This window comes from Paenibacillus sp. 37 (assembly GCF_008386395.1).
GTDB lineage: Bacteria > Bacillota > Bacilli > Paenibacillales > Paenibacillaceae > Paenibacillus > Paenibacillus amylolyticus_B.
Genome location: NZ_CP043761.1, coordinates 4423297 through 4446731 on the forward strand (window position 1 = coordinate 4423297; position 23435 = coordinate 4446731).

The 23435-nt window shown below is 47.1% G+C and carries 21 protein-coding genes and 1 other annotated feature; of the genes, 7 read left to right on the forward strand and 14 right to left on the reverse strand.

Features of this window, described 5'->3' with window-relative positions; all coding sequences use genetic code 11:
- The first annotated feature begins 116 nt into the window (after nt 1-116).
- The 7 genes from F0220_RS18855 to F0220_RS18885 all read left to right on the forward strand — a co-directional run bounded on the left by F0220_RS18855 (nt 117) and on the right by F0220_RS18885 (nt 7543).
- Nucleotides 117-1325 (forward strand): pyridoxal phosphate-dependent aminotransferase, encoded by a 1209-nt coding sequence (locus tag F0220_RS18855; RefSeq protein WP_105599368.1) that lies wholly within the window; start codon nt 117-119, stop codon nt 1323-1325.
- A gap of 64 nt (nt 1326-1389) precedes the next feature.
- Nucleotides 1390-1604 (forward strand) — a binding site (T-box leader).
- Between the two features lie 81 nt (nt 1605-1685).
- Nucleotides 1686-2789, forward strand: coding sequence for a glutamate 5-kinase (gene proB, locus F0220_RS18860; protein ID WP_076317457.1), 1104 nt, complete (start codon nt 1686-1688; stop codon nt 2787-2789).
- A 58-nt stretch (nt 2790-2847) separates the two neighbouring features.
- Nucleotides 2848-4095 (forward strand): glutamate-5-semialdehyde dehydrogenase, encoded by a 1248-nt coding sequence (locus F0220_RS18865; protein WP_105599370.1) that lies wholly within the window; start codon nt 2848-2850, stop codon nt 4093-4095.
- Nucleotides 4096-4131: 36 nt separating this feature from the next.
- Entirely contained in the window at nt 4132-4992 is an 861-nt protein-coding gene (gene proC, locus F0220_RS18870) for a pyrroline-5-carboxylate reductase (protein WP_036671976.1), read from the forward strand.
- On the forward strand, nt 4989-6212 hold the full coding sequence (locus F0220_RS18875) for a 2,3-diketo-5-methylthiopentyl-1-phosphate enolase (protein ID WP_179198571.1): 1224 nt from the start codon (nt 4989-4991) through the stop codon (nt 6210-6212). Before proC ends, F0220_RS18875 begins: the two co-directional genes overlap by 4 nt.
- Nucleotides 6209-6886, forward strand: coding sequence for a 2-hydroxy-3-keto-5-methylthiopentenyl-1-phosphate phosphatase (locus F0220_RS18880; protein WP_105599371.1), 678 nt, complete (start codon nt 6209-6211; stop codon nt 6884-6886). Before F0220_RS18875 ends, F0220_RS18880 begins: the two co-directional genes overlap by 4 nt.
- Before the next feature lie 3 nt (nt 6887-6889).
- Nucleotides 6890-7543, forward strand: coding sequence for a methylthioribulose 1-phosphate dehydratase (locus F0220_RS18885; protein WP_091017978.1), 654 nt, complete (start codon nt 6890-6892; stop codon nt 7541-7543).
- A 161-nt stretch (nt 7544-7704) separates the two neighbouring features.
- Here the strand turns inward: F0220_RS18885 and F0220_RS18890 are convergent, their stop codons facing one another.
- The 14 genes from F0220_RS18890 to F0220_RS18955 form a co-directional block, all read right to left on the reverse strand.
- On the reverse strand, nt 7705-9003 hold the full coding sequence (locus F0220_RS18890) for a multi-tm2 domain protein (protein ID WP_188310487.1): 1299 nt from the start codon (nt 9001-9003) through the stop codon (nt 7705-7707).
- A gap of 28 nt (nt 9004-9031) precedes the next feature.
- Entirely contained in the window at nt 9032-9484 is a 453-nt protein-coding gene (locus F0220_RS18895; protein WP_105599373.1) for a hypothetical protein, read from the reverse strand.
- Nucleotides 9477-9977, reverse strand: a complete 501-nt coding sequence (locus F0220_RS18900; protein ID WP_244660843.1) for an RNA polymerase sigma factor — start codon at nt 9975-9977, stop codon at nt 9477-9479. Before F0220_RS18900 ends, F0220_RS18895 begins: the two co-directional genes overlap by 8 nt.
- Before the next feature lie 248 nt (nt 9978-10225).
- The gene (locus tag F0220_RS18905) at nt 10226-10930 is read right to left on the reverse strand and encodes a DnaD domain-containing protein (protein ID WP_105599377.1); all 705 of its coding nucleotides are present in this window, start codon (nt 10928-10930) and stop codon (nt 10226-10228) included.
- A 20-nt stretch (nt 10931-10950) separates the two neighbouring features.
- Nucleotides 10951-12246: an asparagine--tRNA ligase gene (gene asnS / locus F0220_RS18910; RefSeq protein ID WP_091017987.1), complete on the reverse strand. Its 1296-nt coding sequence runs from the start codon at nt 12244-12246 to the stop codon at nt 10951-10953.
- Between the two features lie 101 nt (nt 12247-12347).
- Nucleotides 12348-13553 (reverse strand): acetate/propionate family kinase, encoded by a 1206-nt coding sequence (locus tag F0220_RS18915; protein WP_091017989.1) that lies wholly within the window; start codon nt 13551-13553, stop codon nt 12348-12350.
- On the reverse strand, nt 13550-14422 hold the full coding sequence (locus tag F0220_RS18920) for a 3-hydroxyacyl-CoA dehydrogenase family protein (RefSeq protein WP_017687750.1): 873 nt from the start codon (nt 14420-14422) through the stop codon (nt 13550-13552). Before F0220_RS18920 ends, F0220_RS18915 begins: the two co-directional genes overlap by 4 nt.
- 132 nt (nt 14423-14554) lie before the next feature.
- Complete coding sequence (locus tag F0220_RS18925) at nt 14555-16057, reverse strand: AAA family ATPase (RefSeq protein ID WP_091017991.1); 1503 nt, start codon at nt 16055-16057, stop codon at nt 14555-14557.
- Nucleotides 16050-16577 (reverse strand): hypothetical protein, encoded by a 528-nt coding sequence (locus F0220_RS18930; RefSeq protein WP_105599378.1) that lies wholly within the window; start codon nt 16575-16577, stop codon nt 16050-16052. Before F0220_RS18930 ends, F0220_RS18925 begins: the two co-directional genes overlap by 8 nt.
- A 421-nt stretch (nt 16578-16998) precedes the next feature.
- Complete coding sequence (locus tag F0220_RS18935) at nt 16999-17529, reverse strand: DUF5590 domain-containing protein (RefSeq protein ID WP_105599380.1); 531 nt, start codon at nt 17527-17529, stop codon at nt 16999-17001.
- Between the two features lie 39 nt (nt 17530-17568).
- Nucleotides 17569-18876 carry an amidohydrolase gene (locus F0220_RS18940; protein WP_105599381.1) on the reverse strand — a complete coding sequence of 436 codons (1308 nt, stop codon included), beginning with the start codon at nt 18874-18876 and terminating at the stop codon, nt 17569-17571.
- Entirely contained in the window at nt 18863-19516 is a 654-nt protein-coding gene (locus F0220_RS18945) for a redox-sensing transcriptional repressor Rex (protein WP_036607616.1), read from the reverse strand. Before F0220_RS18945 ends, F0220_RS18940 begins: the two co-directional genes overlap by 14 nt.
- A gap of 213 nt (nt 19517-19729) precedes the next feature.
- Complete coding sequence (gene dinG / locus F0220_RS18950) at nt 19730-22591, reverse strand: ATP-dependent DNA helicase DinG (RefSeq protein ID WP_091017997.1); 2862 nt, start codon at nt 22589-22591, stop codon at nt 19730-19732.
- Between the two features lie 141 nt (nt 22592-22732).
- On the reverse strand, nt 22733-23380 hold the full coding sequence (locus F0220_RS18955; protein WP_091017999.1) for a tetratricopeptide repeat protein: 648 nt from the start codon (nt 23378-23380) through the stop codon (nt 22733-22735).
- Between the last annotated feature and the right edge of the window lie 55 nt (nt 23381-23435).

Sequence of the window (23435 nt, forward strand, 5' to 3'; positions counted from 1 at the left end):
CTCTTTGCTCCTATGTACTGTCTATTCAAATCGATTTCCCTCTATACAGCTCGGGATTGGCGTGATAAATTAATGAGAACTATTTGCCATTTTTAATAACCGGAGTGATGAATATAATGACCCATCCAGACCATATAACTGCTCGTTCAGCTTTTAAGATACCAACTTCTGATGTAATGACACAGCTGCCAACGCAATTTTTTGCTACCCTTGTTCAAAATGTAAATCGTGAAATCGCAAGTGGACATGATGTAATCAATCTGGGGCAGGGCAACCCGGATACACCTACACCACCTCATATTGTGAAAACACTGCAAAAGTCGGCTGAAAATCCCCTCTACCACAAATACTCCCCTTTTAGAGGGTACTCTTTCCTGAAGGAAGCTGTCGCCAAACGTTATAAGGAAGATTACAACGTTGATCTGGATCCCGAGACTGAAGTAGCCATTCTGTTCGGAGGCAAAACCGGATTGGTTCAGTTACCTCAAGTCCTGCTTAACCCCGGCGACACCATTCTCGTTCCCGATCCAGGCTACCCGGATTACTGGTCTGGTGTTGCACTCGCCAAAGCTAACATGTCATTTATGCCTTTGCTGGAGTCCAATGCATTTCTGCCGGATTACGAAGCTGTTACAGCCGAAGATCGGGAGAAGGCCAAGCTGATGTTCCTGAACTATCCCAACAACCCAACGTCAGCAACGGCTCCCCTTTCGTTCTACGAAGATACCGTTGAATTCGCCATTCAAAATCAAATCGTAGTTGCCAGTGATTTTGCTTACGGTGCAATTGGATTTGACGGACATCGTCCCGTAAGTTTCCTGCAAGCCCCTGGTGCCAAAGAAGTGGGCATTGAGTTCTATACGTTATCCAAAACGTATAATATGGCTGGATGGCGTGTTGGATTCGCATTAGGTAATGCAGCGATTGTCTCTAAAATTAATCTGCTTCAGGATCATATCTATGTTAGTCTTTTCGGTGGGATTCAAGCAGCCGCAACGGAAGCACTTACTGGATCTCAGGAATGTGTCACTTCGCTGGTTTCACGTTACGAATTCCGTCGCAATGCATTTTATGACGCTCTATCATCCATTGGCTGGCAAGCTTCGAAACCCGCAGGTTCATTCTTCAGCTGGTTGCCTGTACCTGCAGGTTATACCTCAGCTTCATTTGCAGACTTGTTACTACGAGAAGCGAAGGTGGCCGTAGCCCCAGGTATTGGTTTTGGTTCGCATGGCGAAGGTTATGTGCGCGCAGGACTGCTAAGTGATGAAAACCGATTACGCGAAGCTGTCGAGCGGATCGGCAAGCTGAATTTATTCAAGTAATTTACAGGACCATAACCCCTTTGCATATGCCAAGTTTCCATGGTATGTTATAAGAAATATTGAACGAAACGTGATGACGGGACCAGTAAGAGAATATCAGTCGCGCCCAGAGAGTAAATTCCACCCTGCTGAAAGAATTTACCGCGACTCTTCTCTGAAACCTACCCCTGAGCGGCCTGTTACGTGCAGGACAGTGCCTTCTGTTACAGGGCATGAAGCCGGATGATCTAATCATCAATAAAGGTGGTACCGCGGAAGTAACGAACTTTCGTCCTTTTTAACTAAAGGGCGGGAGTTTTTTTTGTACCGCAAAAGCCAGCTCCAGAAGCACTAATTAATCATGTTTAAGGAAGTGAAACCATGACTTCACGTATTGTAGTTAAGATTGGAAGCAGCTCGCTTACAACGGAAGAAGGCGGTCTGGATCGCAGTTCGATCACTTTTTTTGCCGGAGAAATTGCGGCATTGGCTGATCAGGGCCATGAAGTACTTCTGGTCACCTCAGGAGCGGTAGCGGCCGGATTCCGGGAGATTGGTTACCCTCAGCGGCCCAAACTGCTACATGAGAAACAAGCCGCAGCGGCCGTTGGGCAGGCATTACTGATGCAGGCATATCAACAGGCTTTTGCAGCGCACCGCGTTACTACGGCGCAAATTCTGTTAACCCGCACAGACTTTCACAGTCGTAAACGCATGGGTAATGCAGGCATGACCGTGGAAGAGCTGCTCAAACAGCGAGTGATTCCAATTTTCAATGAGAATGATACAGTGTCGGTGGACGAATTGAAGTTTGGTGATAACGATCTGTTGTCCGCGTTGGTTGCAAACCTGGTGAAGGCACAGCATCTGATCATTCTTACGGATACCAACGGCCTGTACACCGCAGATCCGCGTAAAGATCCATCTGCCGTGCGTTACGACCGTATCCCCGAGATAACGGCTGAAATTTATGCTTTTGCTGGTGGTTCAGGTTCAGCGGTTGGGACAGGCGGAATGCGATCCAAAGTCGATGCAGCCAAGGTAGCAACCCGTGGAGGCGTACCTGTATTCGTGGGAAGTGTGAAAGAACCCGGAGATATGCAGAAAGCGGTTGATGGCACGGGCAAAGGAACTTACTTTGAGACACGACTCGCTTCGTTATCCCGTAAAAAGCAGTGGCTTGGCTTCATGTCTACTCCGCTGGGAACCGTCGTTGTGGATGATGGTGCTGAAGAGGCCCTTGTCCATGGGGGCCACAGTCTTCTGCCTGTAGGGGTCAAACGCGTACTTGGAACGTTCCATGCCGGAGACGTCGTAGAGGTCATTGGCATGGATGAAACCTTGCTCGGTCGCGGTATTGTCAATTATGATGATGACCAGCTTCGACTCATTGCCGGACTTCCCAGTGGCGAAGTGATGAAACAACTCGCTAGCATCCACAGGCTTGAGGTTATTCATAGAGACGAATGGATTACGTTAAAATAAAGATGAAGCTATATAGTGGTCGAAATACTCAACTTTATATATATGAGGAGGAATTAAGATGAGTGAAGTCAGAGAAAAAGCCATCAAAGCCCAAGCCACGGTTCCACAGCTGAACCGATTGAATACAGAACAGAAAAATGCGGCCCTGCGTGTCATGGCAGATGCATTGATTACAGAGACGGATTCCATCATTACGGCAAACGCTGAAGATCTGGTACGAGGCAGAGAACAAGGTACGCCGGAATCCATGCTGGATCGGCTCGCACTTAATAAGGAGCGCATTGCTGGCATTGCTGAAGGATTACGTCAGATTGCAGATCTGCCTGATCCAGTCGGCGAAGTGTTAGAGACATTTACCCGTCCAAACGGATTGCATGTTGAAAAATTAAGAGTGCCGATTGGCCTAATTGGCATCATCTACGAAGCTCGTCCGAATGTAACTGTAGACGCAGCTGGATTATGTCTCAAAACAGGTAATGCAGTGCTTCTGCGCGGTGGCTCCTCTGCCCTGTCCTCCAATCGTAAAATTGTGGAGGTGCTGCATCAGGCACTCACAACGACAGACATGCCTGCTGATGCTTTGCAATTGGTTGAAGATGCAGATCGTGCTTCCGTAGATGAGATGCTCAAGTTAAACGGACTGCTGGATGTTATCATTCCACGCGGAGGGGCTTCCCTCATTCGTAATGTGGTTGCCAATGCAACCGTACCTGTTATCGAAACTGGGGCAGGCATCTGCCATACCTATGTGGATGAATCAGCTGATCCAGTTATGGCAGCCGAAATTGCCATCAATGCCAAGGCACAACGGCCATCCGTATGTAACTCCATGGAAACGTTGCTGCTGCACGCCGCATATGCAGAAAAGCATCTGCCTGCTCTTGCCGAGGAATTCCGTGAGGCCAATGTAATCTTGAAAGGTTGCGATACCGTGCGCCGACTTGTTCCTTCTGCCCTTGAGGTAACCGAGGAAGACTATGCGACCGAGTACAACGACTACATTTTAAATATCCGGGTGGTTGAGAACCTGGACGAAGCGATGCAGCACATCGCACATTACGGAACCAAACATTCCGAGTGTATCGTAACCCGTGATACAGACCATGCAGAGCGCTTTATGCATGATGTGGATACAGCAGCCGTCTATCACAATGCGTCCACGCGTTTCACCGACGGATTTGAATTTGGCTATGGAGCCGAAATCGGAATCAGTACCCAGAAACTGCATGCACGAGGACCAATGGGACTACCAGCACTGACGTCAACCAAATATCGGATTACAGGCAATGGACAGATTCGTCAATAATATCCCAGCACCAGTTATATAGGAGGAACGATTAATATGAGTCAAGAGCAACAGACGTTATTACAACAGAAGATTACTTTCCACGGAGCAGGCGCGATGGCCGAAGCCATCGTGCGCGGACTCATCTCCCGCCTAGTCGTTCGTCCTCAGGATATTACGATGCTGAACCGCAGCAACCAGAAACGTCAGGAGGAGCTCAGCACCCGTTATGCTGTACATACCGGAACTGCCTCGCAATCCTTGGATCACCTTGCCTCCACTCCGGTCATTGTACTCTGTATGAAACCCAAAGATGCTGCCGCAGCGCTGCGCGAGCTTGGTCCGTTGTTATCACCTGATCAACTGATCGTGTCTGTCATTGCCGGATTATCGATCCGCACGATGCAGTCCTTGCTTGGTCGTAAACAGCCAATCGCCAGAACCATGCCGAACACATCCAGTACCATTGGACTTGGTGCAACCGGGCTTGCCTTCTCTGCGGAGATTACGGATGAACAGCGCAGTACGGTAATGACCATGTTTGAAGCGGTTGGTATCGTGACCATCGTGCCTGAAGATAAACTCGAAGTGCTCACAGGGATTTCCGGAAGCGGCCCTGCTTATGTATACTATTTAATGGAGGCCATGATTGCCGCAGGTATTCGTGGTGGCTTATCCAGCCAGCAATCTCGTGATCTCACTGTTCAAACGGTGCTGGGCGCGTCACGAATGGTACAACAAACCGGTTTGGAACCGATGAAGCTTCGTAGTGATGTGACATCCCCAGGAGGGGCAACGCAAGCAGCACTGAAGACGCTGGACGAAGGAGATTTCTTTGAAAATGTAATCGCAGCCGTCAACCGCTGTGCAGAGCGCTCACGGGAGATGGGAGCTGCTTTGGAAGGGGATTTAAAATGAATAACATGTGCACAGCCACATATCGTCTGCACGATGATCATGCAGACTTTCGCAAGAAAGCTCAGTCCATCGCGATTGGCATGACCGTGGGTAGCTGGACGGAGTTGCCACAAGCTCAGCGTGAAGTGATGCAGAAGCATCTGGGTGAAGTCATAAGCGTAGAAGTCCATGAAGCTGATGGAATGGCTGCGGGTGAGCGTTACGCTGACATTACCATCGGATATCCTGATATCAACTTTAGCCGTGATATTCCTGCCCTGCTCGTGACGGTCTTTGGCAAAATCTCAATGGATGGCCGGATCAAATTAACAAAGCTTGGTTTCTCGAATGGTTTCCTCAGTGCATTCCCGGGACCCAAGTTTGGACTGAATGGCGTTCGTGATCTGCTTGGTGTGCATGATCGTCCACTATTAATGAGTATCTTCAAATCAGTTATTGGGCTGGATGCAGATGAACTTCGTGAACAATTTATTCGTCAGGCACTTGGGGGCGTTGATCTGATCAAAGACGATGAGATCCTGTTCGAGAATAAATTGACACCTATCGAAAAAAGAGTCGAGGTCTGCATGAAAGCTGCCGAACAGGCACGCCAGGAGACTGGCAAGAAACTTCTATATGCAACTAATCTCACTGGGCCTACATCTCGTCTGAAAGAGCAAGCTGAACGCGCCATAGGTGCAGGAGCCAATGCCCTGCTATTCAACGTATTGTCTTACGGATATGATGTGCTGCATGAACTCAGCAGTGATCCTGACATCAATGTGCCAATTATGGCTCATCCTGCTCTTGCAGGCGCACTGTATCCTTCACCACATTACGGCATGTCGGCTTCGGTTGTACTTGGTCAGTTGATGCGTCTTGCAGGTGCCGATCTGGTGCTCTTCCCTTCTCCTTATGGATCAGTAACGATGCCGAAGGAAGAAAATATGGCGATCACGGAGCAATTACTGACAGCTGATCTGCCAGTACGAACCAGTATGCCAGTGCCTTCAGCCGGCATCCATCCAGGCCTTGTACCGCTCATTTTGCGCGACTTTGGTACAGATGTCATCGTTAATGCTGGTGGCGGTATTCATGGACATCCTATGGGCACTGAGGCAGGCGGACGTGCATTCCTGCAAGCGATTGAGGCAGCTCAGCGTTCCATTCCACTCGCGCAATATGCAACCGAGCATCCGGAGCTAAAAAGCGCATTGGACCTGTGGGGTGGCGAGCGATGAGAAGTGATAAGAAAACAGTCATTTTCTGTGACTTTGACGGTACGATTACCCTCTCGGACAATATCGTAGCGATCATGAAACATTTCAAGCCTGAGGGCATTGAAGCGATCATGAAAGATACGATCGAGCAAAAAATCTCGCTGCGTGAAGGTGTTGGAGCCATGTTTGCTCTTCTGCCTGCATCGCAGAAAGATGAAATTGTGGAGTTTGTGCTTGGACAAGCGGGGATCCGTGAAGGATTCAGCGAGTTTCTTGACTACGTTCGCAGCGAAGGGATCGAATTCAATGTGACCAGCGGCGGCATGGACTTTTTCATTGAACCGTTACTCGCACCATTTCATATCCCGCAGGATCACGTCTATTGCAACGGCGCTGACTTCTCTGGTGAAACCATCCGGATTGAATGGCCGCATCCCTGCCAGCTTCCTTGTGAGAACGGCTGCGGCATGTGCAAAACGACCGTGATTCGTACCTTCCCGGAAGATCAATATAATCGAATTCTTATTGGAGACAGTCTGACTGATTTTGAGGGTGCAAAGATTGCCGATCTAGTATACTCCCGCTCCATTTTGACGGACAAATGTATTGAGCTGGGTGTAGACCATGTGCCATTCGCTACCTTTTACGATATCATCGAAGATATGAAACAGAAGCAAACACAAGGAGTGCTGTAAACGATGGGCTTTGAAAAGATTACATTGGAACACAAACGTCAGGTCCTTGAAGAACTGGCTGATATTAAAGCGTTGTTCGCCAGTCGTAACTGGTTCCCCGGAACAAGTGGCAATCTGTCGATGCGTGTAGGAGACTTTGACCCGGAGCAATTTTATTTTGCGGTTACCGCCTCAGGCAAAGACAAATCCCTTCGCACACCGGAAGACTTCCTTTTTGTGGACAAGCACGGCAAAGCGATTGAGACAACAACGTTAAAACCAAGTGCCGAAACGTTGATTCACTGTGAAATCTATCGTTTGACCGGCTGCGGTGCTGTATTTCACGTGCATACCGTGTTTAACAACCTGATAAGTGAATTCTTTGGAGCAGATGGACACATACCGATTCAAGGAATCGAATTGATTAAGGCTTTCAACATTTGGGAAGAAAATGCGGAGATTCGTGTCCCCGTCCTGCCTAACTTTGCAGATATTCCATCTATCGCTGAATTGGTGCCAGGTGTACTTGATACCAACGTACCAGGGATCTTGCTTCGGAACCACGGTATTTATGCCTGGGGTAAAGATGCTTTTGAAGCGAAACGTCATCTGGAAGCGTTCGAGTTCCTGTTCGAAGTGATGTACCGTCAACTTCTGCTGAAGGGCGCTACGAAATAGCAATCATTTATTCAAAATCAAAGCTGCAAAACCAAAAACACGCCAGAGGCTGGTATACATAGCCCTTGGCGTGTTTTTATGTTGTGGGATGACATGCAATGAAAGGTTTCTTTGTCATCCCAGCGTCAGTAAAATCATCCTTAATCCACTTCGATTACAACTTACAGTCGATCATCCCGATCCTTGAATAAAAAGAGGCTATCCACTTCTTCGTCATTCCGATGAATCGCATGATTGGTGCCTATACCCCGTTGCTTACCGAACAGCAGCTTCAAGCCGCCAAAAATGAGCAGCAAGGATACAATGACGGTGTTCAAATAGGAACGGATCTCATACGTCATGAATGCATTAGGGAAGAGCTCATTCAGCTGTGGAATGACAAGACGGATCGTCAGGTAATATAGACCCAGCGCGGCAATTCCGAATCCAATCAGGCGCTGATGGCGGGCCCAATCCTTAAAGATCGGCTGATCGATCAATGGCTCGCGTCCATAGCGACTGGAGCACTGTAGCCCGTCAAAGAAACTGTAGAACCAGATCAACGGTATCATGAACAGGAACACTGATAAGTGAAGCAGGTCCAGAACATAGATGCTGCCCAGGAACAGGAACATCAATTGCATGCCTCTTTTTTGCAAACCCAGATATAGATGACCCGCACCTGGAAAAGCAGATAGCAGCGTCGCAAGCACTTTACTGCGTCGTCCGGCTACTCTGCCCATCTCCAATTCCTCGAATAACGTCCGATCCTGCAGTACCTCTCCAGCCTGCTTACGGTGGACATGCTGCACCGCATCAAACATGCAGTATACCCATATTACAGGCAGAATGAGCAGGAACATTAGAAACACCGATTCATTGGTGATTGAAGCTACAAAAACCATCATGGCAAAGGAACCAAAAAACGCCATCAGAAACGACAACCCGCGATGCAACAATCCCAGATGAAGATGTCCCAATCCAGGAACAAATGAAAGCAAAATGGTAAAGAATCGTTCTCCCTCACTGCCTTTTCGGTACATGGGTTGACCATAGGGCCCCTCGGGCACACCATACACTCCACCATGATCCTGATGTGGCTCCTCCTGATCCATCTGTCCGAGAGGCTCTTCCTGGCCAGCATATGCTTTCTGGTAAGCGGCGCCTTGATGGAGACCACCGTAATGTGTCCCATAACCTTGGTAATGAACTTCGTGCAATGAAGGGGCACGGAGTAGAACGATAATCATATCCAGCATGCTGATACACCAGAAGAATATGGCTCCAAGGAACCCGGCAATCATCAATTCCTTTTCATCAGTCAACAACGCCAACATGATGAAGCCAATGCCTGTTCCAAAAAAGAGTAATGGATAGACCACAGCTCTGGTAGGCCGTCCCCAATACATAAAACCGAGACCTGGTATCAGGTTTAATAGAAATGCGAGTAGTTTGTTACGATCTGAGTGCACAGTCGTCATCCTTTCTTTTCAGGCAATGCAAAACTATTTATGGTTTAGGCTTGAAGTTATCCAGCCATGTAGTGGCTGCCTCCGTCCATTTCTCGGAAAAAGACCCTCTGTGGTCGCCATCCTGGAACTTGTGATATGGTGCTACCTTGTCAAAAAGTCCAGACGAGAGGAAGATCAATGTCAAACAGGCTGCTACCGCGTAATGGAACACTTTATGATCAAGCCAGCGCCGGTTTCGTCCAGCACGGGATTTGCGTTGTACCTTGGGTGATTGAATGCCCTCAATCCGATGCATGACTGAATCCGCAAACCCTGTTGGGTCATGTAGCGGAGGCAGTTCTCCGTGGATACCAAGCGCTTCCAGATAGATGTCCATCGCATCCGGATCTTCCATCAGAATCTGTTCCATTTGGTTCGCTTGAGTTTCACTCATATGGCCTTCAATATAATCAGTCCATTGCGCAGCGGTATACTTCTCCTGTTTACTCACGCCATTCATCCTCCTTCCAATGTTTTCGAATCCACTGCCGTGCACGATACAAGCGGGATTCCACGGTCTTCACAGCCACCTGTGCATCACTGGCAATCTGCTCATAATTTTTTTCGCTTAGATAATACGCAGTGATAATGTCACGATGCTGAGCAGGCAACTGATTAATTCGTTCGCGAAGTTTATCCTGACGTTCTTCACGAACGAGACGGGTAAGAACGTCTTCATCCCGTCCGGGCAAATTGATTATTTTTTCTTCTCCACCCAGATCCTCAGCAGTTCGTCTGCCCAGCTTGCGTTTGGCATCAATCGCTTTGTGAAAGGCAATTCGGGTTAACCACGTTTTGAAACCTTCAGAACGGTAGTCGGGGAGAGACTTATACATCTGTATGAACGCCTCCTGAGCTGCATCCTGTGCTTCCTGATCGTTCCTGAGTACGGAATAGGCCACATGGTATACATGCTGGCTATACTTATCAATCAGAGTACGCATCTGGGATGTATCTCCTTGACGGATTTGTTCGATTACGCGCGCTTCATCAATAACTCTCCCCTCCTCTCCAATACAATAGACGACAGCTTGTGTGTTAACCCCTGCGTGATCTATCAAATTTTTGTAAAACAAAGTGAAAGCATTGCCTGAAAGGTTGATGTTACTGATCACTCATCTATTCTATAATCCAAAAAAAACAGGCACAGAATGACTTCTGGCCTGTTTCTTGTGTCTTGCCTACACTTGAATCAACGTCCACCATTACGAAACCGCTGCGTGTATGCCTTCGCGTCTTGAACGGTCTTGACACGATTACGGCTCCACTCAAGCAGTATTCGATCGATATACCGGAAATGTACTTTGCCTGCAAAAACCGCTTCCTTCAGAGCCATTAGAATCAATTCCTCTTGGTAACGGTCCTGATCCAACCAGCCGGATATCGTCTCACACTCCATTGGAGAGAGCGGACGTCCGAATTCTTTTTCAAAGATGGAGAACATGTTCCGTTCTTCCTCTTCTTTTTGAACACTGTTCGAATCTTGACGTGCTGTACTGATGCTCAGCTGCTCCGCACGGAATGCGGCTACTTCTTCCGCAGTGCACGCTGCAAGCTTGGCATATAATCCATGTAAGTCATATCGCTCGTACTGGATGTCACGTTCCTCGTCACGATGCTCGTCAATAGCGATATATCCATCCCTCATCAGACGTTGCAACATTCTGGCAATACCTTCAGGTGCAAGTCCCATACGCCCAGCAAGCTCTTCAAGCGTCGGAAACTCATTGAACTCCGCCTGACGGAACCCTAGCAATTGAATCAGAAGAAGCACTTCTGCATCTGATAGGCCAAGCTGGTGATAATAACGTAACAAGGCATAAGGCAGATGGGCTGTACCCGAAGTCATGCCATAAGCTGCTCCATCCAACCAAGCTTTCGATGTGGTGTCTTCCATAGACGCTCCTCGGTTAAGCATTAAGGGTACAGACGATAGAGCATACGTGGGAATGCGATTGTTTCACGCACATGATCCAATCCACAGATCCATGCTACCGTCCGCTCCAATCCCAGACCGAAACCGGAGTGAGGAACCGATCCGTATTTACGCAAATCCAGATACCATTGGTAAGCTTCATCCGAGAGATTGTGCTCCTCAAAACGTTGTTGCATCAATTCCGGATCATCGATACGCTGCGAACCGCCAATAATCTCTCCGTAACCTTCTGGTGCAATCATATCAGCACAGAGAACAACTTCAGGACGATTTGGATCTGGTTTCATGTAGAAAGCCTTGATTCCAGCAGGATAATGTGTGATAAAGACAGGTGTATTGTACTTCTCAGCAATAGCTGTTTCGTGCGGTGCACCAAAGTCTTCTCCCCAAGGAATATCAAAACCTTGTCCATGCAGGAATTCAATCGCTTCATCATACGTAATACGCGGGAATGGAGCTACGATGCCTTCGAGTTTGGATACGTCACGACCGATAGATTCCAGTTCTGCACGGCAGTTTTTCACCACGGATTGAACGACATGAGCGATAAATTTCTCTTGTACGCGCAGACTTTCCTCGTGATCTACAAATGCCATTTCCGGCTCTATCATCCAGAACTCAATCAAGTGGCGACGTGTTTTGGACTTCTCTGCGCGGAATGTTGGACCAAATGAATATACCTTACCCAGCGCCATGGCTGCGGCTTCCATATACAATTGACCACTTTGTGTCAGATAAGCATCTTCATCAAAGTATTTGATGTGGAACAGGTTCGTTGTTCCTTCCGCAGACGATGGTGTCAAAATCGGAGGATCAACTTGTGTGAATCCGTTACCATCAAAGAACTGCTGAACAGCGCGAATAATCTCTGCCCGAATCACCATAACAGCACGTTGCTTCGTAGAACGAAGCCACAGGTGACGATGGTCCATCAAGAAATCAACACCATGCTCTTTAGGCGTGATTGGATAGTTTTCAGTCAGATGAATGATTTCGACCCCAGTAACAGTCATTTCGTAACCGGACGCACTGCGAGGTTCTTCACGAATAATCCCTGTAACATACAAAGAACTTTCTTGTGTCAAGCTCTTGGCATTGTTCCAGATCTCTTCGCTAACTTCACTTTTTACAACAACCCCTTGAATATATCCGGTTCCATCACGCAACTGCAAAAACTGAATTTTGCCGCTGGAACGTTTGTTGTTAATCCAGGCACCGATCGTTACGGTTTCGCCCACATGCTCGTTCACATTACGAATTACACAATTCGTATCCATGCCATATCTCCCCTTGATTCCTGAAATTTGAAAATGCAGCGGACAGGCTGTTGCCTGTCCTCTGCACTTCCTTGCCATTCTATATTTACTTTACAGTTAGATTACTGAGAATTCAATACGATTCGATGCGTATCGCGAGCAATGACCAATTCTTCATTCGTTGGAACAACGAGAACATCAACTTTCGAGTTCGCAGTTGTGATGCGACGCGGCTCACCAGAACGGACTGCGTTCAGGGCTTCGTCCAGCTCAACGCCAAGATACGTAAGCTGTTCACATACTTTTTGGCGAAGTACAACGGAGTTCTCCCCTACACCAGCTGTGAAGACGATCACGTCTACACCGTTCATTGCAGCTGCATATGATCCGATGTATTTACGCAGACGGTATTCGTACATTTCAAAAGCAAGCGTGGAGTTGGCATCGCCATTCTCCATACCTTCCGTAATCTCACGCATGTCACTACTGATTCCGGAGATCGCAAGCAATCCACTGTGTTTGTTCAACATGGAGTTCACTTCGCTTACACTCAGTTCTTCCTTGTTCATTACATAAGGTACGATGGCTGGGTCAAGGTCACCCGAACGCGTTCCCATCATCAGTCCCTCTAGTGGAGTCATACCCATCGAAGTATCAACGGATACGCCACCTTTAACTGCTGTTACACTACCACCGTTACCGACGTGACAAGTGATGATTTTCAGATCTTCCACTGGACGATCCAGATATTCAGCAGCTGCCTTGCTTACGAAATCATGGGAAGTACCATGTGCGCCGTAGCGACGTACTTTATATTTTTTGTAAAGTACACGCGGAATAGCATACAGATATGCTTTTTCCGGCATCGTTTGATGGAACGCCGTATCGAAGACCATTACCTGAGGCACACCTGGCATATTTAATTCAGCCGCACGAATCCCCATCATTGCTGCAGGGTTATGAAGTGGAGCCAAGTCGAACAAACGACGAATTTCAGCTTTGGCAGCATCATCTACCAATGCAGATTCTTTAAATGCTTCACCACCGTGAACAACACGGTGTCCAACAGCTTGAATTTCACTTACAGAATCCAGTACACCATTTTCTTTATGAGTCAAAATATCAATGACTTTACGGATCGCTGTTGTATGCTCCAGAATCTCGCTAACTTCTGTAACATCCTCGCGGCCTGTCGGTTTGTGTGTCAGAATGGAGGAATCCATTCCGATCCGTTCCACCAAACCTTTGGCCAGTACAGATTCGTCAGTCATATTATACAGTTGATATTTGAGCGAGGAACTCCCCGCATTAATTACGAGTACTTTCACAGTCGGTCACCATCCTTGTCGTACTTGAAGAATCCTTCGCCTGTTTTGGCACCCAGGTGTCCTGCACGCACCATTTTCTTCAGGACTGTAGAAGGACGATATTTCAATTCTCCGAATTCACGGAACATTCTTTCGAGTGCAGCTTCAACAGAATCCAATCCAAAACGGTCAGCCATTTCGAGTGGTCCATGTTGGAAGTTGTATCCGATACGCATTGCATCATCGATATCTTCAGCAGATGCAACACCTTCTTGCAATACATGCAACGCTTCGTTAATCAGCAGGCAGATCAGACGGGAAGTTACGAAGCCAGGGGATTCATAGATCATGACTCCTTTTTTGTCTGCTACTTCTTCAACAAAACGTCTGGTCTCTTCGAATGTTGTATCCGAAGTTTTCAGTCCACGAATAATCTCTACAAGATCAACCCGGGATACCGGGTGAATAAAGTGCATACCAATAACACGCTCTGGGTATTTGGTCGAGCTTGCAAGCTCGGTCAAACTCAGCGTGGATGTATTACTTGCCAGAATGACATTGCTTGGACAAACTTGGTCCAGTTGGCTGAATACTGCTTTTTTCGCATCCAGATCCTCTGAAATTGTCTCAATGACCATGTCGCAAGTTCCAAGTTCAGCTAAATGAGCTACCTTGGTAATACGGGAAAGAATCAATTTCTTCTCCGCTTTTGTAATCGCCCATTTCTCCAGTTGTTTATCCAGATTGGTTTCGATCATGTCATAGGCATGATCCAGCTTTTGTGTTGTGTGCTCCACGAGAAGCACATCAAGTCCTTTGGCTGCGAGCATCTGGGAAATACCTTGTCCCATCGTACCGCCGCCGACAACTCCTATTTTTTTGAAAAACATGGTTCTGCTCCATCCTTTCGGTTCTCTATTCTCTATTGTACCCTGTTCGCCGAAAATTACAAATTTCGACCCAACATATAATAATATCTTAGCACGAGTGAAATGTAAAAAAAAATAACCAGCATAAATAAATTATGCTGGTAGAAGGGCACTGTCACGAAATTGACAACGAAATTGCTCGCCAGACAAAACTTCCTCACGAATCAAGATGTCCAGTGAATTGTCGAAAATTGTCCGTTGTTCTTCAAGCAACCGCTTTGTCTGTTCCATCAGATCTTGCAGAATCAATTTATTCTCCCGCATGAGTTCTTCGGTTGTAACCATATCCATGTTCACAATACCAAGTGAAGTCAATCCCGAAGCCATCATGGTCTGTACGACATTCGTTGCCTGATCAAAGTCATTGCGTGACCCAGTGGAGCGTCCACCGTAGTACATTTCCTCCGCAGCGGCTCCTCCGAGTGCAATCATGATCTGCTCTTCCAGGAAACGCTTCGTATAGAGGAACTGTTCCTGTTGCGGGTTGTGACGTACATATCCCAGCGCCTGACCACGCGGACTAAGTGCCACCTGACTAACACTGCCTGGACGAACGAGTTCAGCCATAATGGCATGTCCCAATTCATGAATGGCAACCCTTTTCTTCTCTTCCACACTGGACTCACGGTCCGTCTTCTCACCCATCATGACTTTATCAATAGCCAGGGACAAGTGCCGTTGTTCAATGTGTAACAGCCCGTCCCGCATGGCGTATATTGCTGCTTCGTTCATAACACTTTCAAGCTGCGCACCGGAAAACCCATATGATTCCTCGGCTGTCTTCTCCAGATTAACTTCCTCCATCAGAGGTTTGTTCACCGCATGCAGTTCAAGAATGTGCTTTCTGCCCTTTTTGTCGGGCAAGTCCACTTGAATGTGACGGTCAAAACGTCCCGGACGTGTCAGGGCACTATCCAGCATTTCTTTGCGGTTTGTTGCAGCTATAACCAGAATTCGAGGTGTCTCAGAAGAATAAATTCCATCCATCTCCGTCAAGAGCTGATTCAGAGTCTGATCATACTCGCGCTGTTGACCACCTTCACGTTTACCCCCGATGACATCAATCTCATCGATAAATATAATGGCATTTTCCTTATTTTCCTTGGTGGCACGGGTTCTCGCATCCTTGAATAAATCCCGAATTCTGCTGGCACCCACACCAACATACATTTCCACGAACTCACTACCCGATGCTGCTACAAATACAGAATCTGTGTAATGGGCAGCAGCCTTGGCCATCAACGTTTTCCCTGTCCCTGGAGGGCCCGTCAGCAAGATCCCTTTTAACGGACGAATTCCGAACTTCCGAATTTCTTCATGTTTGATGAGAAAGTCAAGTGCTTCACGCAATTCCTGCTTGGCACTGTCCTGACCTCCAATTTCTTCAAAAGTAAGCTTCGAAGGTCCTTTCTTCTTCCGTTTACGTTCCTGTGCAGCGCCTACTGTAATCCCGCCGCGCATTTGCATCATGAACAGCAGACCACCGACAACCGCCGCCGCAATAAGAATCGGAACAATATTAACACCCGTAAACGCAAGGAAAATAATCAACACAGGAAAAAATCCGATGGCAACTTCTTTTGTCCATTTAGGCATTAGGCCACACTCCTATCTGACCGGGCATACGCGGCAGAATAATAAACTTGCTGGCATCTCCGTCACTGAGACTGACATATACATTGTTGTCATCCATAGCTGTATTCACCTTAATCCCGTTCGTCGCCATCTTCGACAACGTTGGTGTAATCTCGGTGTACTGCTTGTTCTCCATCGCCTGGGCTACGGTAAACATGGCATCACCCCACCAGTTCTCAAGCGCCTCGTTGGAATGATCCACAACATCCAGCTTTAACGAGCGTGAACCAATCACCGTCTGTCCTTCTTTGTGAATATATTGTACCAGTCTGCCCAAATCAACATCCGGTTGCAGATCCAGTTTCAATTGTACGTCATTGCGGTTAATAGTTAATTGAACGTCATTGACTCCATCGTACTGGGTAACCATCTTTTCAATCGGATTCTGCACGGCCACCTGACGATATACAAACCAACCTCCAAACAACACAACGGCTGAAATGACGGCAGTTAAAGCAATAGGCAATACTTTTAGCTTCAAGTGAATTACCCCTCCCAGATTTTGGCCCAACCTACTGGCTTATTGGTATATACGAATATGTGCACATTGACTCCTGCGATAATTTCGACAGGATTATTTGTTTTGAATGTAACTGTGAGTACATATCTGAGTATATCACATCGTATATACATTTTCGAAGGCGAAAATATGAATAAATTATTAATTTTAACTATTTAAATTATTTTCATAACTCACTAAAAATAGATTTTGTAACTAGATATAGACAAATTGAATCGTTTTGATCTATATCTACCCTTGATTGAAGCAGCTAAAGGTATTATGAAATTGATTTATTTAAATCAAAAATGTTTACAGGCAACACAAAGAACCGGTTCAGTCGGATATCCGTCTGCCGGTTCTTTCATTTCTCTAATTCTCTAGTTATGTCACTCTATTTGTACTAGCTGTTCGGTAGTGTGTAGACCAGGTCCACCTGTTCTCCATTGCTAAAACGATAAAAGCGATAGTGGTTATGCGTACCGTCTTTATAATACACTTGCCACACATATATTCCATTCACAACTCCGGGCATGATTCGTTTAATCTCGCCGGCAGGAACTTCAGAACTGAAGCGATTGCGGATCTGCGCTTCGGACATGCCATTCTGCAGCAGCTCACTGTGTACAGCGTTTGCACCCTTAGCCGGTTGATTGTTTGCATCGAATTTAACCCAGACCATAACATCCTGGTTATCCTTATTTTTGCCGATCAGGGTCCAGTAGATGTTGTCAGAGCCTTCTTTGTCTCCCCAGATGTACTTGCGCAATTCATCATAGGATGTAATGCCCAGTTGCTTCTGTGCTGCCTGCATAGCGAGAGCTTCTTCCTTACGCTGGTCCTGCGTGACATAGACGTAATAACGCTGAAGTCCAAACAGAATCAGAACCAGTGCAAGCAGCGAAATCCATATCCACTTCTTTTTTTTCTTCAAAAGTCGAACTTCCTTTCCCTATGATGCTCTGTCCTGCAATTAACGAGCAAGCAGACCATCAAATGCCAATTGAGCCTCACGCAAAATGCGTTCTTCATCCAGCGTCAGACATTCGCCGTGTTTGACCACTTGTTTTCCATCCACCCATACGTGCTCAACATCTTTGGCAGAAGCCGAGTAGATCGTATGTGAGATCAGGTCTGTATGTGGATAGAAATGTGCCTGTTCAATGTCAAGAGCGATAAAATCAGCCTTCATGCCGACCTCAAGTGCTCCGGTATTGTTCAAGAAAATGGATTTGGCACCGTATGACGTTCCGAGGAGTAACGCTTCGCCTGCTGGCACAGCCGTCGGGTCACCAGATACACCTTTGTGGATCAATGCAGCCAGTCTCATTTCCTCGAACATATCCAGGTTGTTGTTGCTTGCCGGTCCGTCTGTTCCGAGTGACACGGTAACTCCTGCTTTCAGTAACGCTGGTACCCGCGCAACACCGGAAGCAAGTTTCAGGTTACTTCCCGGGTTATGGGATACAGCCACATCATGACGGGCCAGAATCTCAATCTCTTCGTCATTCAGATGCACCGCATGTGCAACCAGGGATGGACGTGAGAAAAAGCCCAGTTTCTCCAGATGTGCCACAGGACGCAGTCCATAATCAGCCACGTTCTGCTCCACTTCACGAAGCGTTTCAGACATATGTGTATGGAGAGGAAGGTTCAGGTCGTTCGCGACCTGCACAAGCTTCTCTATGTAGTCAGGAGGGCATGTATATGGGGCGTGTGGCGAGATTACAGTTGTAATGCGACCATCTGCCTGTCCATTCCACTCACGTGCAAACGCTGCCGACTCCTCCAGTTTCCGCAGTTGCTCTTCTTCCGAGCACAGCCCGATTACACCACGTGCCAGTGCTGCTCTAACGCCGGATTGCTCCACAACTTTGGCAACTTGATCCATGTGATCGTACATGTCCAGGAAAGCTGTAGTTCCGCCTTTCAACATTTCAAGCACCGATAGCGAAGTTCCCCAATATACGTCTTGTGAAGTCATTTTCGCTTCCATCGGCCACATTTTTTCCTGCAACCATACTTGCAACGCAAGATCGTCTCCGTGCCCTCTGAGCAACGACATTGCTGCATGACCATGCGTATTGATCAGACCCGGCAGGAAGAACAGTCCTTTTCCATCCACTTTGGTACAATTTTTGTCTCCATCCGGCAATGTCTCACCAATATGCACAATCTTGTCATCCTCAACAACCATGTATCCTTGAACCACGTTCCATGTTGTGCCGCCTTCATTAACGGCAAATTTGCCGTTGTGAATTACCCATCTATTTGTTGTCATCTTCCTCGTCGTCCTTTCCAGTCTCCAAGTAATAGGCCAAACTAAGCAGATCCGTTGTAAAGTCAGCATGGTGAATGCGGATATGCGGCGGTGTTTTTAGAATGGTTGGTGCAAAATTAAGAATCGCTTCGATTCCGGATTCAATAAGCTGATCGGCTACATTTTGGGCTTCCGTATCCGGAACCGTGATAATTCCGATGCGGATGTTTTCTGTTTTAACCGCTTCCGTCAATTCATTCATTGGTTTTACCGTCAAACTGTTAATTTGACTACCAATCTTCGGTCCATATGCATCAAATACAGCAACAATCTTCATGTTGTCTTTCAGATATGCATTGTAGTTGGACAAGGCTTGACCGAGATTACCCGCTCCTACCAGAGCTACATTAATTTGCTGATCGATTTTGAGAATGTGACGAATTTTCTCGATCAAATAGGATACATCATACCCGATCCCTTTACGACCAAAATCACCGAAGTAAGCCAGGTCTTTACGAATTTGGGCCGGATTCAGATCCAGCCTCTGTCCAAGCTCTTGAGAAGAAACAGTAGCCACCTCACGCTGATGCAACTCGTTCAAATAACGCAAGTATACAGGCAGACGTCGTACCACCGCTTCCGAAATTTTATCCGATTTCATTCTTGCTCCCCCTTACCAAGGCCACGATAAAATAATAGATGAAAAGATGAGCATTCTGTATAAATTCAAAGATAGACGTTGTATACAGAATGCTCCTTGTAATTTAGGTTATAAGTTCTTACGTGCAACTGCTTTAATCGGATACGGAAATATCTAATAAAGTTTAACGCCAAACGATAGTGTCATGCAATGATATAACGAACAAAACAACCATTATTCTTGTTCATTAACAGGTTTTTCCAACCACTCGGTAATTCGTGGAACCATCTGCTCCGTGAGCATGTGCTCCATTTTGGGACCAGGCAAAGAATATAAAAAGAATTTACCATAGTACGCTTCAATCACCCGTGTATCATAAACAATGACAATTCCTCTGTCTTTCGCTGTACGCACCAACCGGCCAAATCCCTGCTTGAAACGAATGACCGCTTGCGGCACGGACAGTTTCATGAACGGATTTTTCTTCTGTTCCTGAAGCAGCTCACTCTTGGCTTCCACCAACGGATGATTCGGTGGCTGGAAAGGCAGTCGCACAATAGCGAGACAGGTTAGCGCCTCTCCCGGGATATCTACACCCTCCCAGAAGCTGCTTGTACCCAGAAGTACCGTAGCTTTGGCATCTTGGAACCTGCGAGTCAATTTGGAACGACTTCCACTGTCAACGCCTTGCCCAAGCAACGAGATGTCGTTACCAGATAGCGCCTCCTTCAGCGGATCATAGACCTGTCGCAACATCTTGTATGAAGTAAACAGAACCATCATGCGTCCACGCGTGGCAATTGCCGTCTCTGCAAGTGATTGCACCAGCATATTGACAAAGTGCGCATCACCCACACTGCCCTTCACACTCGGGAAATCACGCGGAATCACCAGAAGTGCCTGATCGCGATAGTTGAAAGGTGATGGCAGCATCGACGTTAACAACCGATTATTCTCGGAAGCTTCCTGCAAGCCAAGCTGTTCAATCATGAACTGGAATGATTTATCTACCGAAAGCGTAGCCGATGTAAGCACAACACTTTTCTTTTTATCAAAAAATAAATCCTTAAGTTGTGCACTGACATCTACAGGTACAGCATACAGCTGGAGAGATTTGCTGCGGAATTGACCGCTGGCTTCCATCCAGTACACCGTTTTGGCATCATCCATACGCATGAAGAAACGCAGATTCTCCTTCAATGTGGTCAGATCTTTCAGCAATCCTGTAATGTCCGTAATCAGACTATCCGATTGATAATCATCCTGATCCTCTTTCACTTCAAGCAGCAATTTGTCCCCTTTGCGAACCAAATCGCCCAGAGTCACATAGATCTGGTTCTCCAGATCCTGCAACTCCTGCCATTTTGCAGGTTTCTGAGAAGCTTTCAGACGCAGGGAAAATTGCCCCGTCTCTCCCGGTGAAGCATCACTTCGTTCAGGCAACAGACCGAACAAGGCATCACTCATACGATCCCACAGCTCCTTAACTTCAAGAGCGAGCGGGAACATCTGATCCACCATGGAGCCCCATTGCACCGAATTTTCATGCCCGGATAACTGCGAACGAAGCATAGGCAGCTGTCCATTACGACTGTCTTTAAACAGGCGGGTCAGTGTATGAACCAAGGTGAAATATTTCATATGCATTCCAAGATGTTTACCAGCGACATCCTCCAGATGATGTGCTTCATCGATCACAAGACTCTCATAGGCTGGCAGCAGCTGATGCGCGGCTTTCACATCCGTAAATAATTTGGAGTGATTGGTGATTACAATATCAGACAACCCGGCCTCATGTTTGGCACGATGGTAGAAACATTTGCGGAACCATGGACATGATCTTCCCAGACAAGACTCAGATTCGCTCTGTACCGTCTCCCAGAAGTCCCCTCCGCGTCCGCTAAGGTTAAGTTCCTCATCATCTCCGGTTTCGGTCTGCGTAAGCCAGACAATCATCTGAGCAGCTGTGAAATAATCCTCTTTAGGTGTGGCGAATTCACGTTTATTGATTTTGTGTTCAAATTTGCGCAGGCACAGGTAATGTCCACGTCCTTTGAATACAGCAGCCTTAAACGGGAACGGAACCACTTGAGTCAGCATCGGAATGTCCCGCTCTCTCAATTGCTCCTGCAGGTTGATTGTATGCGTGCTGACCATAACTTTCTGTTCTTGCTTCACACTTTCGTAAATAGCAGGCAAGAGATAACCCAGAGATTTACCAGTGCCTGTTCCTGCTTCGATCAAGAGATGTTTCTCTTCATCCAGGGCTTGCCTTACACTGCTGAACATCTGAGTCTGCGCTTCACGCTCTTCGTAATGATCCAGCGTATCCTTCAGGTTCTCCCGAACCTGGTCCATAAACTGTTCGAAGCTTACACCATCGAGGGGGTTAGCCTCCCGCTCATCGCGTGGTGCACCTATATCAGTCCAATCACTTACATTAAGAGCAAGCTGACGATAATAGGTATGTCCGTCCAGATCCTGAATCGGCTCTGCTTCCTTCTCACTGCGCATTCCGTCCAAAAACCAACCCAAGTCACTGTCTTCTGGTGCAAACAGATCACTGAGGCGCTGAATCGTTATGAGCGGTAATTCCTTTAACTCATCCAGACATTTGAGCAGCACATAGGCTGTCGCCAGTGCATCACTGTCTGCCTGGTGAGGGCGATCATGTTGAAATCCAAATTCGGAAGACACATAACCAAGTTGATAAGAACCCAGTGATGGGAATGTAATCTTCAGAAAATCAATCGTGTCCAGAATGCGGCCAGTGAACGGCAAATACCCGCAACGGTCAAGAGCATTCTGCAAAAAGTGAAAATCAAAAGCGACGTTGTGTCCAACAAGCACCACATCATTAAGCAGCGGAACCATCTCCATCATCATCTCTTCGAGTGAAGGAGCGTCCGCCACATCTTCATCGGTAATACCCGTCAACCCCGAAATAAACGGGGGAATCGGTACACCAGGGTTCACATAAGAACTATATATTTGAGTTATGCTGTAGTCATGATCTATGATGGCAAGTCCGGCCTGTATAATCTCACCGTCGGACTGCGTGCCGGTTGTTTCGAAATCCAATACGGCAAATTTCATTGCAATGTACGGTCCCTTCCATTCCAGTCTATGTTACAGCATAGCAAAAAAAAGGGGATTTGAAAATTAACTGACAAAAAAGCGGTGTCCCCGCCGCTATGCCAAAGGAGGGAACACCGTTTTTTGTCGCCGAATTCCCGCTTAATGAAGGGTCGTCAGCTGATTAGCATATTGCAATTTTCCCCTGTTCAACCTGCAAGCTTCCATGTTGTACAGTGGTTCGGTCAATGTCGGGTCATACTGAAGGGCCTGTGCAAAGAGAGAGCATGCAGCTTCGGGATTCGCAAGCTTGGCTTGAATACAGCCCAGGGCGTTACATACAAGCCCTTTTAATCGAGGAGAACCCTTAAGGTACATGATCTGCTGCAAATGTGTCCCGGCTTCCGCCATTTGTTCCAGATTCAGATACGCGAGCGCCAGGTAAAAACGTGTCAATGCACTCTCCGGATGGTCGGTCACAACCCGGGAGAACTGCATGATCGCCTGCGGATACATCTGTAATTTGAAATAGCCCTGACCTCGACTGAAACATTCCAGATGGAGTTCAGGCAGAGCAGTAACAGCTTCCTGTTCCGGTTCAAGGGAAGTAGGCTTATCCATCTCCCGCTCCCTCACCTGGCTCATCTTTTCTTCAAACATCAGCCATTCATCCAGCATTCCGTCACTCATCCGCTTAAGCAAATTCCACTTTTGCAGCAATTCCTGTTTGTTTAGGCCTTCAGCGGAAGGATAGCTCTTGATAATTTCATCTAACATGTCGTTCATTTCTGCGAAAACATGCTGGAACATCGATGCATCCCCACCCTTGAAAAAATGGATTAGTGCAGTGACCTGTACTCATTTT